Genomic DNA, 16,329 nt, shown 5'->3' with positions numbered 1-16,329 from the left:
CACAGAGAGCTCCCCATGACCATCACAGACACCACATCCACAGCACCAGTCATCACGCCAGCCAGCATTCCTTCTCAGGCAGAAACGACAGGTACCCAGGCATCCACCACCACCAATCCGGCTTTGCAGGCACACCAGCAAAAGACAGCTGAAACCCAGAGCGCGGTGAAAGACCAGCTCGCGACCACTCAAGGCAACTCCGGTGCGGACAAAGCTCTGTATGACCTCATCTGCGTAGGTCGTGGAACATCCGCCGCTGCTTACCTCACCAGCCTCAAGCGCTGTGATTGCTCCATCGTGGCCGACAGCGCCAACCAGCAAAACGTGCTGGTCGTGGGCAAGGATGATCCATGGGCAGGTGCGCGCGGTTATGAAAAAGGCCACTACACCCAGTGCATCAACCAGGCGCAGCAGCTGGTGAACCCGGGCGATGATCCGATCGCCTCCTCCTGCCTTGATCCGGTCGATCGTAAAGCATGGTCCGAGCTCAACGCCCAGCGTATCAATCAGGTCTCCGGCGGCAATATCCTTGATGCGGAAGTGCGCCAGATCAGCCGCGACAGCGAAACCGGCCTTTACAAAGTCAAGACAGACGCAAACAGCGAACCGCTTCTCGCCAAAAAGGTCGTCCTCGCAACAGGTGCTGGCATTGAGCGCTCCGACTACGAGTACCACCACGTGCCGCAGGAAGTCTCTGACTTCAGAAAGTCAGGCCACCCGAATGCAGCCAACTGTCTGGATCTGGACCAGTTCCAGCGCTTTGAGGCTGGCACTCGAGATCTGACCGGAAAAGTTGTCGCCGTTATGGGTCCGAATGCAGGCACCGATGCCATCATGGAACTGGCAACCCGCGGCGTTGATAAAGAAAACATCTTCTGGATGATGAAGCCAAGTCAGAAGCCGGGCGTCGCTCTCACATGGGATGTACGTTCTGTTGGCATCGATTCCACCTTCACCGCACCGGAAGCTGGCAAGGACCGCTCAGACGGCGGCACCGTGTTCCGCTATCAGAACATCAACAGTGTCTCCGCAGGTGAAAACCGTCCACTGACCATCAGCACCGATGGCGGTAACTTCGAGGCGGACTTCCTCGTCTACGCTGTCGGCCAGCGCGGCGGTGGCACCAGCAGAGCAGAAGTGGTCGATGGCGCAGCCAAGCAAGTACCTATTCTGGAAAAAGAACTGGCCTCCCAGCTGCAGCCTGTCTACGACGTCAACCAGCGCTTCAGTGACCTGTCCTCCGGGGGCGCGTGGCAGCATGTGGTTGGTCTGGAAGTAGCAGGCACCACCAAAACAGAAGGTCTGGAAGTGGTGGGCGCAGCCGCCATGCAGTCCAGCCGCGGCGTGCAGCACAACTACCTCGATGCCGACTTCACCGAGCAGCTGAGCAACACTCTGGAAAGCACCCCACAGTTCCGCGAGCTGGCAACCCAGCACTTCCCGGCCCTGCTGGACAACAAACCTTTCGAGCAACTGCTGAAGCCAAACTCCGGCCTGCAACAACCGGGCGACTATGACAGCCAGAAGGCTGCCTTGCTGTCCGCGCTCAAAGCCAATGACGCCAACCAGTCCTTAAGCGACGTCAACGAGCTGCTGCACACCTTCGACCTGCGCACCAAGGCAGCAAACGATCTGACCGCTGGTGCAAAGCCGGTCCGCGTTTCTGAACTGCTGGCACAGGGCCTGAGCCGCACACAGCCAGCAACCGTGGCGGATCCACGTCTGATCGGCGGTGCTCAGCTGAACATTGCGGCGCAGACCGAGAGCTTCAAACCACAGCAGATCACCACACCGGGTGGCATCAACTTCAACGAAGACCAGCAGACCATCGCGCTCTACGTTGCACAGAACTACCCGGACATCCCGGCAGACAAGGCTAACGAGTTCGTCGCCCAGGTGATCGCCCAGCGCACCGATGGCAACCACCTGCGTGGCTTCACTCCGGAAGAACGTGCAGACTTCGAGGCCCAGCTGCAGGCCCTCTCAGCCTGACCTGATTATGGATCAACTTCGGAAAACCAACCGAAGTTGATCCAGCCACGGCCTGCCTCATAGAGCACCACGCAGCCAGTCCAGTTCTCAATCAAGTTAGAACACTCAGCAGCGCCTTACCCGCTACTGAGCTGATTTATTGTGCATTTTTCAGGAGGGAACCTAAATGCCAGTAACATCTGCAACTTCGACACCTCAGGTGCCGGAAAGCCTTCATCCGACCACAACAACGCCAGCAGCTGTAAAGGCAGATGCCAAGCTTCCTTCTTACAGCGAAAGGCACCTCAACAACCTTGGCATCACCGTTAAGTACAACAGCGACCTTGCAAATCAAAAGTCAGAAAACGCCTTAAAGGCGGTCTCTATACACCGTGTGGTCAACAACGAAGTCGCTGTAACAACGAATGCGCTTCACAACATTGTACCGCCCGGCAGCGATGTGGTTATCACACGCAACGCACCCCATATTTCTCCGGCCTCTCCCTCCCAAACCACCGAGGGAACCCATCGCAGTGTAGCGAAATCCGATGTCCCATTGTCCAGCATCCCTCAGAGTGCATATTCTGTCATCGAGGGAACCTGGCATGATGCCCATACAATTAACATTGTAGCCCCCGGCAATGTCTTCGGCGCATCAGGCTGTCTTTCCTGCTCGGAGGTTTTGCTTGAAATTCCGATGGTTACGGAGCTGTCGCCAGCCTTTGAGGATGTGACCCGCGCATTTGGCGTAAAAGTATTCGGTGAAGGTGAGACCGTCCCGGTCAAGTTCGACAAATGTGATCTGAACGTCGTCGAATACAAAATCACGCCCGCAAACCATGAATACTCCTTGCAGGAGGCCAATGGTTTCTTCGTGGAAAGACATGAGTTTCCTCATATCTTTATGCCGTCTTCAGATCAGGACGAGATCATCATTACTGTCGGCAAGCAGGTCTCGGAAAACCAGTTCGCCATGGCAAACATCAAAGTCCCAGAGGGCAAAGCCATAATGCTGCCTGGGGACACGATCCACACGGACAGCCTGTCACGCGGCAACATCGTTATCATGCTCACCGAATGTGTGGGCGCAGATACTGTCTTAATGCATGACAAAGACAGCCAGCCGATCACATTGCGAGTGGACAGCTCAGAACGCATCGGCCTCGCCGAGTGGCACGTCTAGCCAAGCCATACTTCCAGCCACTTGAAAAACCAATGCTTTTCAAGTGGCCTACTCTACTACGCTATCCTTCGTAACTCCCTTTATCCGGAAAGTGCTTCACACCTTCAGCGGCCAGCTGGAAGCCAGTCATGTAGGGGTCGCGATCGTCGAGGAAGAGGGTGTTGTAACCTATCTTGCGGGCCCAGCCTTCGATGGTTGGGATGATGCCGTCATGCCCGCCCACTTTGGCTGCTTCCTTCACACCGCCAACGAACACAGAGCCGATGATGGATTCATGGCGCATGGTGTCGCCAACCTTCAGCTCACCTTTGGCGTAAAGGTGTGCCAATCGAGCGGAGGTGCCAGTGCCACACGGGCTACGATCCAAAGCCTTATCGCCATAAAACACCGCATTACGCCGATCAGCAGCATCTGAGGTCGGTTTGCCAGTCCACTGAATGTGGCTGATACCGTGAATACGTTCGTCCTCTGCATGGGTCACAGAGTACTTCTCATTCAACGCAGCGCGCAGACGCGGGCTCCAGTCCAGCAGCTGTGAGACGCTCACATTCTCAAGGCCCGGGAAGTTCTCCTGTTCCTCAACAATGGCATAGAAGTTTCCGCCATAAGCCACATCAACGCTGATCTGACCCACACCCGGTAGATCAACGCTCATGCCCGTCTCTGCCAGATAGCTCGGCACGTTGGTCAGGCGAACACTCTCAACGTATCCGTCCTTCTCAAAATACTCGGCAACCACCAAACCGGCTGGCGTATCCAGATACACCTTCCCCGGTTCACGAGGCTCAATCAGCCCTTCTTCCAAAGCCATGGTGATGGTGCCGATGGTGCCGTGCCCACACATGGGCAGGCAGCCGGATGTCTCGATAAACAGTACCGCCACATCACAGTCAGGCCGTGTCGGAGGAAAAAGCATGGAGCCGGACATCATGTCATGCCCACGCGGCTCAAACATCAGGCCGGTACGGATCCAGTCATAGCGTTTGAGAAAATCCGCCCGCCGCTCCAGCATATCATTGCCGCGCAAAGCCGGAGCACCGCCCGCAACCAGTCGCACAGGGTTGCCGCAGGTATGCCCATCAACACAGAAAAAACTCTTGGAGACCAAGATCCCCTCCCCTCATTCCATGGCATCTCAGCAAGATGCCAACGGTCAACCGATGGAGCCCTCTAATCTCCCCGGAAGGACCAGTTTAAAATCGTTGAGCACTGTAAAGTGTGCAATCTATTTTTGGTGTTTCACCGCAAATCAGGTCACTGACCAGTTCAGCCGTAATTGCTGCCTGTGTAAGGCCATGGTGACCATGCCCAAACGCATATGTCACGCGTTCGCTGTGTTTCGAATGTCCGATAACCGGCAGAGTATCCGGCATGGAAGGCCGATGCCCCATCCACCGGATGCCGTTGTCACGGTTCAATCCCGGTAGAAGACGAGACGCCTTTTCAGCCATCGCATCCGCACGCTTCCAGTTGGCATCCAGCTCAAGGCCGCCAAACTCAACCGCACCACCAACACGCAATCCGTGAGAAAGCTGCGTCACCGCAAACCCAAGCCCCGGCACCATAACCGCGTGCTTCAGAGATACATTGGGGTCTGAGAACGTGGTGTTATAGCCCCGCTCCGTCTCAAGCGGCACCTTGTCTCCCAACTGGGCCGCCAGCGTCTTGGACCACGCACCACAGGCAATCACCACATGATCGCTGAGGATTTGCTCCTCACCGTCTATATGCAGAACGATATGATCCCCTTGCGGCTGAATATGAGAAACCGAGGACTTGAGGATCTTGCCACCGTTGCGCTCAAACGCTTCCGCAAGGCTCAGGCATAGAGCATGCGGATCATCCACACTCATCCATCCCGGGACTAAGGCTCCACCAACAACGCTACCGGCAAAGTCAGGTTCAAGTTCCCGGATCTCATCTCCAGTGAGTTCCTGCACTTCAATGCCGTGTTCCCGTTGCTCCTGCCATTCGCCGCGAACGCCTTCGATCTGGCTCTGCTCGGTATAAACCTCAAGACAACCCTTCAGGAACACGTGATGCCGCGTGCCGGACGCCTGCCACAGCCGCTCCCACGCCGGAAGGGACGCTTTGTTGATGGCCGCTTTGCCAAGAACACTGTGTTTCAGTTTGTCAGGAAAAGATGCCCGCGAGAACCGCAGCATCCATGGCAGAATTTTAAGCGCATATGCCGGGCGCACAGCCAGCGGCCCCAGTGGGTCAAGCAACCAACCGGGTATCTTCCGCCAAATTCCTTTAGAAGCCAAAGGCGCAACATCAGTCCATGCAATGCCAGCCGCGTTTCCACGGCTGGCCATTTCACCCGGACCATTGCGGTCAATCAGAGCAACCTTATGGCCTTCTTGCTGAAGGCGCAGGGCTGTTGCCAATCCAACAACCCCGGCTCCGATTACATGGATGTGTCGCATAGCTCTTTAAGCTCCGGCAGTTCCGGGCGGCATGCAATAGCATCTTCCACCACCTTGATGACGCGTGCACGCTCAGCACCGGACAATGCCAGACGCGGCGCACGGACACGGTCATTAGAACCGATCGCAACCATCTCTGCCAACTTGATATTTTGGACTAGATTGGTGGACACATCCAGATCGAGAAGCGGACGGAACCAACGGTAAATCTCAAGCGCTTCCTGATAGCGGCCAGCCTTTGCCAGCTGGTAGATCGCAACAGTTTCACGTGGGAAGGCAACAACAAGACCAGCAACCCAGCCATCAACACCCATCATCAGGCTCTCAAGCGCAAGGTTGTCCACGCCAGTCAGCACCTTGAAGCGGTCACCAAAACGGTTGATCACTTCAGTCGCGCGGCGAATGTCGTCGGTGGATTCTTTCATTGCAACGATGAGCGGCTCATCTGCCAGCTCAGCAAACATGTCCAGAGTGACATCAACACCGTAAGCAACCGGATTGTTGTACACCATCACCGGAATGCCGCCAGCTTTGGCAACGGCTTTAATGTGAGCCACAGTCTCATGCGGTGCAGAGCGGTATGGAACGCCCGGCAGAACCATCAAGCCATTGGCCCCAGCTGCAGCTGCATCTGCTGCCGCTTTTTCAGCGCGGCGAGTGGAGCTTTCGCACACAGTCATGATGACGTGCTTGGAACCACATACCTTCTTGGCAATCTTGAGAATTTCGATTTTCTCTTCTGGCTCCAGCGCCATGGCTTCACCAAGAGAACCGCATACGATGATGCCGTCGCAGCCGGCTTCCATCTGCAGCTGGAAGCAACGCTCCATCTCTGCAAAATCAAGCTCATCGTTCTCTGTAAATTTAGTTGTGACAGCCGGGTAAACACCAGTCCACATTTTGATCATCCTCACCTGTGATATATTACAGGCAATATGACCCCCAAACCCTCAAAGGTCAATACTGTGATATATCTGAAAGCAAATTAATCCAGAACCACAGTGGAAAAGCAATAAATTCAGTGAGTTAATGACGCTGCGGAAAGTGTGTAACCGGCAATCCGGCACCTTCCGCAGCCAATTTCACACAGACTTAGGAAGCCTGAGATCGTGTGCGGGAGACCGCATCATGCCAACCGGAGAGTCGCTTCTCTCGCTCAGCCGCTTCCATGTTTGGCTCAAAACGACGGTCCAGATGCCAACGCTGAGAGAACTCTTCCATGCTCGGCCACACGCCAGCCTTCATGCCCGCAAGCCATGCAACACCAAGTGCAGTGGTTTCCTGAACAACAGGACGGTCCACCGGACGACCAAGAATGTCTGCAAGGAACTGCATGGTCCAGTCAGACGCAACCATACCGCCATCAACGCGCAGTACGGTGTCGCCATTCAGCGGAGAGCCCATGTCGGAGGACTTGGAGTTGATCAGATCAACAGTCTGGTAGCCAACGCTTTCCAGTGCCGCCCGCGCAATTTCATCCTGACCGGTGGAACGGGTCATACCGAAGATCGCCGCCCGTGCTTCAGGATCCCAGTAAGGAGCACCCAGACCAACAAACGCGGGAACCAGATAAACATGGCTTTCCGGATCTGCATTTTCAGCCATCAGCTGTGTCTGCGCCGCATTGTCGATGATCTTCAGCCCATCCCGCAGCCACTGCACAGCAGCACCCGCAATAAAGATAGAGCCTTCCAACGCATAGGTGGTCTTGCCATTCAAACGGTAGGCAATCGTGGAAAGCAGACGGTTCTTGGAGTAAACCAGCTCCTCGCCGGTGTTCAGCAATGCAAAGCAGCCGGTGCCATACGTGGACTTCACCATGCCCTGCTTAAAGCAAGCTTGCCCAACCGTTGCCGCCTGCTGGTCACCAGCCACACCATAAATTGGCAGCTCAGCACCCAGAAGATCCGCAGTGATCGTGCCGAACTCATCCGCACAGTCTTTCACGTCTGGTAGAAGGCTCATCGGAATGTTCAGCAGCGCCAGCAGCTCTTCATCCCAGCGGTTCTCACCAATATTATAAAGAAGCGTACGGGACGCATTGGTCGCGTCAGTCACATGAGACTTCCCGCCGGTCAAACGCCAGATCAACCAGGTATCAACGGTACCAAACGCCAACTCACCAGCTTCCGCCCGCTCGCGTACACCTTCTACATTGTCCAAAATCCAGGCCACTTTAGTGCCGGAGAAGTATGGATCAAGCAGCAGTCCAGTCTTGCGGGTGAACATCTCCTCATGACCAGCCGCTTTCAGCGTGCTGCAGAAAGCAGAGGTGCGGCGGTCCTGCCAGACAATCGCGTTGTAAACCGGCTCACCGGTTTTGCGATCCCAGATCAGAGTTGTCTCACGCTGGTTGGTGATGCCCACGCCGATAATCTTTTCAGCAGCAAGGCCCGCTTCCGACAGTGCTTCGCGGCAGGTCTCGACAGTCGTGTTCCAGAGGTCTTCAGGATCGTGCTCTACCCAACCTTCATGCGGAAAGTGCTGCGGAAACTCTCGCTGCCCAACACCCACACTTTCGAAGCTGTCATTAAAAACGATCGCACGCGTTGACGTCGTCCCCTGATCAATGGAGAGCACCCACCCTGTCATATATTCCTCCCCGGAAGAGGTTTTCCCTCTTCAAAAATCCAATTTTGCGCCAGTATCTTTTCTGAGACGCCGAAACAATCTGATGATGAACCTAGAATGTCACTTACCAAAATACCAAGGTCAAAACACCAAGATAAAGGCCAACCTTTGTGTATACCATCCCATACAAGGCGCCATGACATAAAACAGGCTCTGCCTTTCTGACAAAGCGTATTCCCGAAAAGTGGTTCCGGTTTTCGGATAAGAATACGCACAAAAAGAAAAACAGAGCCTTGTAACTTAACCCGCCATACGGTTCGCTTCAAAGTAGCTCGCCAGATAATGCTCCAGCACACCGGCAGCCTCTTTCGGCAGATGCAGACCCAGCTTGGAGCGCCGCCACAGAATGTCTTCCGCAGTCACAGCCCACTCCTGCTCAACCAGCCAGTTCACTTCGCAGGCATAAAGGTCGCCACCAATATGTGCACCCAGCTCAGCTGTGGTCTTCGCATACCCAAGGATTCTCATGGCATCAGAACCATAGGAGCGCACCAGACGATAAGCGTGGTCATGCTCAAGGAACGGATAAGCTGATTTCAGCGCAGCAACTTTGGCCCCAAAGTCACCCGGCTCAAAATCACCACCCGGCAGAACGCTGTCCTTCGTCCATGCATTCTTCTTCGCAGCTTGCGGCAGATAAACAGCCAGCTTCTCAAGCGCATGTTCCGCAAGACGGCGATAAGTGGTGATCTTGCCGCCAAACACGCTCAGCAGCGGCGCTTTGTTCTCACCTTCATCCATCTCCAGGACGTAATCACGAGTCGCAGCACGTGCTTCACTTGCACCATCGTCATAAAGCGGGCGGACACCTGAGTACGTACGCACAACCATGTCCGGCGTCACTTCTTTGGAGAAGTACTCGCTCACGGCGCTGCACAGATAAGCGACCTCATCATCAGAGCAGGAAACACCGGCAGGATCATCCTGATAATCAACGTCCGTGGTGCCGATCAGCGTGAAGTCATTCTCATAAGGGATCGCAAAGACGATACGACCATCCGCATTCTGGAAAATGAAGCTGCGGTCATGCTCAAACATCTTCGGCACGATGATGTGACTGCCCTTCACCAGACGCACATTCGCTTGACTGTTGAGCCCAATCGCACCTTTCAGAACGTTGGACACCCAAGGACCAGCCGCGTTCACCAGCGCCTTCGCCTGAACCAGCTCGCTCTTGCCACTCACGCTATCGCGAATTTCAACTTCCCAACCGCTGTCAGTACGAGAGGCACGAACAACTTCCGTGTTGCGGCGGATCTCAGCACCACGAGCCGCAGCATCACGCGCGTTCAGCACCACCATGCGCGCATCATCCACCCAGCAGTCGGAGTATTCGAAGCCGCGTGTGAACAGAGACTTCAGCCCATCATTGAACGGCGCACGATCAAGCGGCACAGTTTTTGTGGCTGGCAACAGCTTACGACCACCCAGATGGTCATACATGAACAGACCAAGACGCAGGAACCATGCCGGACGCAGGCCCTTGTGGTGTGGAAGAATAAAGCGCAGAGGCCAGATAATGTGTGGCGCCATGTTCAGCAGAACTTCACGTTCCTTCAGCGCTTCACGGACCAAACGGAACTCATAATATTCCAGATACCGCAATCCACCGTGGATCAGCTTGGTAGAGGCCGAAGAGGTCGCGCTTGCAAAGTCAGTTTTCTCCGCCAAAAAAACTGAAAGCCCGCGACCAGAGGCATCACGTGCAATACCGCAGCCGTTAATCCCGCCCCCTATGACAAATAGATCATAGCTCTTACTCATGGTTGGCCCCTCAATTCCACGGTTCTCGCCAATGAATCCGTGATAGCACGCATATTCGTTACGCCGAACCTATTCGAATATTTTCGAAAGTCAACGAAACCTATTATCATATATATGTATTAAAACGAAACTCCCACAAGCAAGAGAAAAAATCGCTCGATTGCCCGATTTCTCTCGTCAATTTGTTTAACACTGGGCAACAATAAAAAAGCGCGCTCGTTTCGAACACGAGCGCGCTTTTTTCATACGAAACTGAAACTAGCAGGTTTCAGGAGACTGATTCACCTAGGGTTACATCAGCTCTGACCATCCTCCTCGGAGGTGTTATCACCTTCACTCCCTCCAGCTTTGGAGCTACGTCCCTTGGCCGGAGCAGGCTTTTTCTGCTCAACCTGAGGAACCTCCTCCGGACTGCTGTCACTGGCCACATGGTAGGTGACTTGCGGGAACGGAATATCGATGCCGCGCTCATCAAACACGACCTTCAGATACTCATTATAAGCACGGCCAATCGCCCACTGGCTGCCCGGCAGGGTCTTGATGCGTGCGCGGATATTGATGGCCGAGTCACCAAACGCAGTCACACCATGCATCTCCAGCTCACCAAGGATCGCAACATTGTGCGGCGTTTCCTCCAACCGGCGGAACGCTTCGTGCATGGCTTCCTTGGCCACTTCAATGTCGGTGTCATACCCAACACCCATCACGGAAACAGCATAGGCAAAGTCACGCGTGGAGTTGGAAACACTGGTCACAGAAGAGAATGGAATAATGTGAGAGGTACCATTCAGATCGCGCAGTCTCACACTACGAATGCTCAAGCGCTCAACCGTACCACTGATACCGCCAACCTCCACGAAGTCCCCTTCGTTCATGGCGTTTTCCAGCTGAATGAAGGCACCGGTAATCACATCCTGCACCAGCTTCTGCGAGCCGAACGATACCGCCAGACCAACAACACCAGCACCTGCAATCAATGGCGCAATCTGAATGCCGAGCTCAGACAAAGCCAGAAGCGTAAACATCACGATCATCAGGATAGAAAGTGCATTGCTGAACAACTGGAACAGCGTCTTGGTGCGGCTGGAAACAGTCTTGCCTTCACGCTCCAGAATACGCAGGTCGATCCAGGACATGATCGTCAGCCACAGAGCAAAGCCGATAAGAATAACAATGACCGCGGACATCACAGCGTTTGCAAAAGCAATACCATCACCCGTCCAGATCCATTGCCAGAAACTGCCAACACCCCAGACTTCCAGAACGCCAATAACTACGCAGATACCAACGATCACCCGCAGCACGGCACAAACAGCGGGAAGGAACGAGTTCAGCCTGTCTTCAAATGTCGGCAGAACATGATCCAGCGCATCATGAAGATCGACACCTTTGCGGATAACCCGCGTCAGCAAGATCATGATACCCAACCCGATAAAGATAACAAGCAAGGAAATCGCACTGGTTTGGGCAATGTAGTTGATCGCGTCAAGCGGCGTACGCAACCACGCAACCATGATCGCAAACACATATAGCAGCGCCAGCAGATGCCAGACGAAACCCAGCCCCTTAAACAGCTGAACCGAGAAGTTGGAACCTTTGAAGCTATCCGCATAGACGCGAATAGCATCCCGCACCCGCAAACGGGACCGCAAAATGATTGTCGTCAGATAGACAATACAGAGCAGCACCACTGTGACACGCACACTGCCAGCCAACTGAGCTGAGAAGTTCACGCCCACCATTGGCACAGCCAAACGCACACCGAAACCAAGAATACCGACAATCAGGATCAGATGGCGTGCCCAGTAAACAGCTTCACTATCAGAGAATGGCAGTAGTCGGAAAGCAGAGCGGTGCGGTGCAAACACAAAGCGGATCACAACACGTGACATCTCAATCAGGAAGAAGGCATTGATAGCGAACAGCTCAACATTGTTGATGCTCTGCACCGTCGGATCTGATGAGAAGATATAAGCAGACAGATAACCAACACCCGACGCAATGCCCACAAACGCAGCATCAAAAACCGAGGTAATTGCCAGCAAACCAACGCGGAAAAACAGCGAATGACGATCCGGTCCTTTCTCATGGCGACGCATGTAAGCCGTTGAAGCACGGTGTAAAATAATCAGCACTAGATAGGCTGGCAGTAACACGCGAATAATACTGAAAATGCCATCCCACAGCCGCGAATGATCCACCTGCGACTGCCCATCAATCAGGTCTTCATAACCAGAAAGACCTGAGATAATGAGCGCGCCAAAATCATAAAAGCTTGTAACGCCTTCCTGCACATAAGACCCGATCTGCGCAGCAATCGTTGCTTTCGCTTCCGGGTTCACCGGTGTGCCAGACACCTCAGATCCGGAAGCACTTTTCGCTTGTTCTTCCTGCAATATCTTGATGAGCGCTTCACGACCTTTCGGGTCTTCAAGCACCTTGATCAGGGCTTGCTTGGCCTGCTGAACGTCAGCCCCTCCCTCTGCCGAAGCTGAGGAATCTTGAGCCTGCGCGACATTGGCAAAACTAAGAAAGATTGCAGCAAACGCTGCAAGAATAAACCGGAAAAGCATGGATCACCCAGAATGGAAACGTGCAAAAATCAAGCGAACATTACCGCTTTACACCATAAACGAGAAGATCTGGTGAAGACAAACCGACAAAATAACCCTGCGCAAACAGGGTTTTTGACAGATCAAAGCATGCAGAGGTTATTTGGCGCGTCGCCCAACCATAAATGCAGCAACCGCCGTTGAAAGCGTAGCTCCGGCATAAAACCAAAGCCCCGGCAAAACCTGAGCGCTGGCGAGCCCACTGGTCTTGGCCGCAAAAATCACCAGCGCCACCAGCATCACATCCATCATGGACCACTTACCAAGATAACTCAGCGTGGTGAGCCACTTGCTGGAAGACCGATGCAAAGCAGAGATACCAAGAACGAGAATTTTAAGAGCAGGCAGGAAGACGGAGAACACAAACACAAGACCAGCGATGGAAACCTCACCATCCTCATAAAGCCCGCTGATCACCTGCAACAGGCTAGGTGTGTCCTGTAAAAAGTAGAGACGCTCCATACTCAATAAGGGAAGCGTAAGGCCGAGGCCAAACGAAAACGCAGCAATTGGAATTAAGAAACCAAGTAAAACAGGCATATAGGCTCCAGAAGCGTCTTCCCGAAAAATGGATAGTGCTTTGACCCGGCAACCGGGGCACGGCGCAACAGCCTATAGATAAACATTGGTGAAATGAAAGCAACCACGAGGTATCGCACCGCGAACGGGCGCAGTGCGATCAATAAAGGATATTGAAGAGGTAAGACCAGTCTGGGGTCGCAAGAATGTCAGGTCATTCATGCGGAATGACCACGAACTCTCAGCCCCGGGGAAGATTAGCGACGAGCCATCCGCCCGGCGATGTCGTCCATTCCGTCTTGTTCAATCGCTTCCATAGCCGCACGCTGGCGCATCTGGTCGCGTTCGTCCATCAACTCGATCTTCTTCAACTCGGAAACAGCTTCCGTCAATTCATCCTGAGCTTTCTCAAGCTGAGCCTTCAGCTCTTCCGTTGAGTGCTTCAGGTTATCCCGGCGCTGTGCAGCTGCACGAGCGAAAGTCGGATAAGCAAAATGAGTGACATCATCAATGCCAACACGTTTTTGCTCCTGAACAATCTGGTTCTCCAGATCTTCAGCCATTCGATCAAAATCGCTCAACATCGTTTCAATCTGAGTCACCTGACGGCGTTTCTCATCAACATTGAACTTCTTCAGCTTCAAAAGGCCTTCACGATTCTTCATACGCAATACTCCCTTTACCGGAGAGTGAGCTTACGCCTGAGTCATTTCCAAAAGGTGAGCAAGTTGGAAATATCCCTCTTCAATTGTAGTTTTTTCCCCCTTCATTTGCCCAAGATACGCTTCGAGGGCGTCATATTTAGCAATAGCTTCATCTACGAGGGGGTCAGCACCTTCTTTATACGCACCCAGACGGATCAGTTCCTCCATATCCGCGTAGGCAGACATCAACTGCTTGGCACGCCGGAGAATCGGCAAGGCTTCTTCAGGCACGCAACGCGGCATAGTTCGACTGACAGATTTTAGCACGTTAATGGCCGGGTAGCGACCACGTTCGGCAATTTGCCGCTCCATAACAATGTGCCCATCAAGGATACCACGCACCGCATCCGCCACAGGCTCATTATGGTTGTCGCCTTCAACCAACACAGTAAAGAGTGCAGTCACTGAGCCTTTGCCCACCGCACCTGGCCCTGCACGCTCCAGCAACTTCGGCAGTTCAGTAAAAACAGTCGGCGTATAACCTTTAGATGTCGGCGGCTCACCAACAGAAAGGCCAATCTCGCGCTGCGCCATAGCAAAGCGTGTCACCGAGTCCATCATACAAAGAACGTTCTTGCCTTCATCACGAAAGTACTCAGAGAGCGTCAGTGTAAGGTAGGCAGCTTCCCGGCGCATGAGGACGCTCTCGTCAGAGGTTGCCACCACCACAACAGACTTCGCCAAACCTTCTTCGCCCAGATCGTCCTCAATGAACTCCTGAACCTCACGCCCACGTTCACCAATCAGACCAATGACAGACACCTCGGTTTCCGCATTGCGCGCAAGCATAGACATAAGGACAGATTTACCCACGCCAGACCCGGCAAAAATACCGAGGCGCTGTCCCTGACAACACGTTACAAAACTGTTAAGAGATCTCACACCCAGGTCAATCGGGCCTCCAACACGCGCTCTTTCTGCAGCCGGAGGTGGTGAATCACGCAATTTTCTCGGAATTGATCCGAATGGAAGCGGTCCTTTTCCATCAATTGGCTCACCCAAAGCGTTAACAACACGCCCCAGCCAACCACTCGATGGATGCACGATACTCTCGCGAGAAATCAGCTTCGCCTTGCTACCATGACGCACACCATCGAGCTCGCCAAACGGCATACAAAGCGCTCTTCCGTCTCGAAAACCGACGACTTCAGCTTGAATTGACGCTGCGTTCTCCCCTATTTCTATTAGTAGACGCGCCCCGACGCTCATGGCGTAAACAGGGCCTGCGACCTCGATCAGAAGTCCCTTAACTGCTTCTACTCTCCCGTAAATTTCGGTTGGGAGGCATGATTCGATTTCTGCAAAAAGCGAGTCCAAAACAGATTCCCTATTAATCATTTTCGTCGATGGTAACCGATCGTTTACGCTTCTGCTTAATGTTATTGGGGAGACTTTGAATGGCGTATAGCCCTTTCAAGGAAACGAAGCGTCTAAACATGGCTTTCAGTAGCACTTGATTCGATTGAAAGCCAACCGGTCTCAAAATGTTGAACAGGAAAGGTTACACCCCTGAATTCTAGGTTGTACCCAGAGAACTGTTCCACGTCAGAGTAAAACGCTTGCGGTAGCGATTCGAGTTCTGTTAACCATAAACTCATTCAATTGAGTCGGGTTTATAGTATTCCTTCGCAACGGTTTGTGTTTTTGGGCCGGCGCGACTGCCCAGGAAAGGCAACACGAGGGGATTAACATGCGTGTATTGTTGATCGAGGACGATAGTGCTACTGCACAAAGCATTGAACTGATGCTCAAATCCGAGAACTTTAATGTCTACACGACAGATCTCGGCGAAGAAGGCATCGACCTCGGCAAACTGTATGATTATGATATTATCATGCTGGATCTGAACCTGCCGGACATGTCCGGTTATGAGGTACTGCGTACACTGCGCGTATCCAAGGTGAAGACACCTATTCTTATTCTGTCCGGTCTGGCTGGCATTGAAGACAAGGTCCGTGGCCTTGGTTTCGGCGCTGACGATTACATGACAAAGCCATTCCACAAGGATGAGCTGATTGCACGTATTCATGCAATTGTACGTCGTTCGAAAGGTCATGCTCAGTCCGTGATTGTTACCGGTGACCTCACCGTAAACCTCGACACGAAGACTGTTGAAGTTGCAGGTCAACGCGTACATCTGACTGGTAAAGAATACCAGATGCTCGAGCTTCTCTCCCTTCGTAAGGGCACCACCCTCACCAAGGAAATGTTCCTCAACCACCTCTATGGTGGCATGGACGAGCCTGAGCTGAAGATCATCGATGTGTTCATTTGTAAGCTCCGCAAGAAGCTCGCTTCTGCAACCGCTGGCAAAAACTACATCGAAACAGTATGGGGTCGCGGCTACGTGCTGCGCGAACCAGAAGAGAAAGCAGCTTAAGAGCCCACCGCTCTCCCAAAGCAAACTTTCAAAGAGTTTCAGTAGAAGCCCTGCTTGGTCAACACCACGCAGGGCTTTTCTTATTCTCGCCTAACCAACTGCAACAAAACGCATTTCATCCTCAAAACCGCTAAAG

At 53.3% G+C, this 16,329-nt stretch carries 12 protein-coding genes; 3 read left to right on the top strand and 9 right to left on the bottom strand.

Features of this window, described 5'->3' with window-relative positions; genetic code table 11:
* Positions 1-15: 15 nt before the first annotated feature.
* Together PJE062_RS20485 and PJE062_RS20480 are read left to right on the top strand one after the other, a co-directional pair.
* Entirely contained in the window at positions 16-1,992 is a 1,977-nt protein-coding gene (locus PJE062_RS20485) for a type III effector (RefSeq protein ID WP_008551553.1), read from the top strand.
* A gap of 166 nt (positions 1,993-2,158) precedes the next feature.
* The gene (locus PJE062_RS20480) at positions 2,159-3,154 is read left to right on the top strand and encodes a hypothetical protein (RefSeq protein ID WP_008551630.1); all 996 of its coding nucleotides are present in this window, start codon (positions 2,159-2,161) and stop codon (positions 3,152-3,154) included.
* Positions 3,155-3,215: 61 nt separating this feature from the next.
* Here PJE062_RS20480 and PJE062_RS20475 read toward each other — a convergent pair whose 3' ends face one another.
* From PJE062_RS20475 to fliI, 9 genes are all read right to left on the bottom strand, one after another.
* Positions 3,216-4,262, bottom strand: coding sequence for a 4-hydroxyproline epimerase (locus PJE062_RS20475; RefSeq protein WP_008551655.1), 1,047 nt, complete (start codon positions 4,260-4,262; stop codon positions 3,216-3,218).
* Positions 4,263-4,347: 85 nt separating this feature from the next.
* On the bottom strand, positions 4,348-5,583 hold the full coding sequence (locus tag PJE062_RS20470; protein WP_008551577.1) for an FAD-binding oxidoreductase: 1,236 nt from the start codon (positions 5,581-5,583) through the stop codon (positions 4,348-4,350).
* Positions 5,565-6,482: a dihydrodipicolinate synthase family protein gene (locus PJE062_RS20465; RefSeq protein WP_008551608.1), complete on the bottom strand. Its 918-nt coding sequence runs from the start codon at positions 6,480-6,482 to the stop codon at positions 5,565-5,567. Before PJE062_RS20465 ends, PJE062_RS20470 begins: the two co-directional genes overlap by 19 nt.
* 193 nt (positions 6,483-6,675) lie before the next feature.
* Positions 6,676-8,175, bottom strand: a complete 1,500-nt coding sequence (glpK, locus tag PJE062_RS20460; protein ID WP_008551623.1) for a glycerol kinase GlpK — start codon at positions 8,173-8,175, stop codon at positions 6,676-6,678.
* A 279-nt stretch (positions 8,176-8,454) separates the two neighbouring features.
* Positions 8,455-9,978, bottom strand: coding sequence for a glycerol-3-phosphate dehydrogenase (glpD, locus tag PJE062_RS20455; protein ID WP_008551634.1), 1,524 nt, complete (start codon positions 9,976-9,978; stop codon positions 8,455-8,457).
* A gap of 296 nt (positions 9,979-10,274) precedes the next feature.
* A complete protein-coding gene (locus PJE062_RS20450) occupies positions 10,275-12,551 on the bottom strand; it encodes a mechanosensitive ion channel domain-containing protein (protein WP_008551290.1) in 2,277 nt (758 codons plus the stop codon).
* A gap of 138 nt (positions 12,552-12,689) precedes the next feature.
* Complete coding sequence (locus tag PJE062_RS20445; RefSeq protein ID WP_008551729.1) at positions 12,690-13,130, bottom strand: paraquat-inducible protein A; 441 nt, start codon at positions 13,128-13,130, stop codon at positions 12,690-12,692.
* Between the two features lie 236 nt (positions 13,131-13,366).
* Complete coding sequence (gene fliJ, locus PJE062_RS20440; RefSeq protein ID WP_008551685.1) at positions 13,367-13,774, bottom strand: flagellar export protein FliJ; 408 nt, start codon at positions 13,772-13,774, stop codon at positions 13,367-13,369.
* Positions 13,775-13,804: 30 nt separating this feature from the next.
* Positions 13,805-15,130: a flagellar protein export ATPase FliI gene (fliI, locus tag PJE062_RS20435; RefSeq protein ID WP_050773963.1), complete on the bottom strand. Its 1,326-nt coding sequence runs from the start codon at positions 15,128-15,130 to the stop codon at positions 13,805-13,807.
* A 373-nt stretch (positions 15,131-15,503) separates the two neighbouring features.
* On the opposite strand from fliI, the gene ctrA reads away from it, so the two are divergent.
* Complete coding sequence (gene ctrA / locus PJE062_RS20430) at positions 15,504-16,193, top strand: response regulator transcription factor CtrA (protein ID WP_008551652.1); 690 nt, start codon at positions 15,504-15,506, stop codon at positions 16,191-16,193.
* Positions 16,194-16,329: the final 136 nt, after the last annotated feature.

Source organism: Pseudovibrio sp. JE062, from assembly GCF_000156235.1.
Classification (GTDB): Bacteria; Pseudomonadota; Alphaproteobacteria; order Rhizobiales; family Stappiaceae; genus Pseudovibrio.
The sequence above is the reverse complement of the archived record's forward strand: the minus strand, read 5'-3'. Positions and strand labels throughout refer to the sequence as shown.

Coding starts and splice junctions, on each gene's coding strand:
- PJE062_RS20485 (WP_008551553.1), top strand. CDS start 16: ATGACCATCACAGACACCACATCCACAGCACCAGTCATCACGCCAGCC.
- PJE062_RS20480 (WP_008551630.1), top strand. CDS start 2,159: ATGCCAGTAACATCTGCAACTTCGACACCTCAGGTGCCGGAAAGCCTT.
- PJE062_RS20470 (WP_008551577.1), bottom strand. CDS start 5,583: ATGCGACACATCCATGTAATCGGAGCCGGGGTTGTTGGATTGGCAACA.
- PJE062_RS20465 (WP_008551608.1), bottom strand. CDS start 6,482: ATGTGGACTGGTGTTTACCCGGCTGTCACAACTAAATTTACAGAGAAC.
- glpK (WP_008551623.1), bottom strand. CDS start 8,175: ATGACAGGGTGGGTGCTCTCCATTGATCAGGGGACGACGTCAACGCGT.
- glpD (WP_008551634.1), bottom strand. CDS start 9,978: ATGAGTAAGAGCTATGATCTATTTGTCATAGGGGGCGGGATTAACGGC.
- PJE062_RS20450 (WP_008551290.1), bottom strand. CDS start 12,551: ATGCTTTTCCGGTTTATTCTTGCAGCGTTTGCTGCAATCTTTCTTAGT.
- PJE062_RS20445 (WP_008551729.1), bottom strand. CDS start 13,130: ATGCCTGTTTTACTTGGTTTCTTAATTCCAATTGCTGCGTTTTCGTTT.
- fliJ (WP_008551685.1), bottom strand. CDS start 13,774: ATGAAGAATCGTGAAGGCCTTTTGAAGCTGAAGAAGTTCAATGTTGAT.
- ctrA (WP_008551652.1), top strand. CDS start 15,504: ATGCGTGTATTGTTGATCGAGGACGATAGTGCTACTGCACAAAGCATT.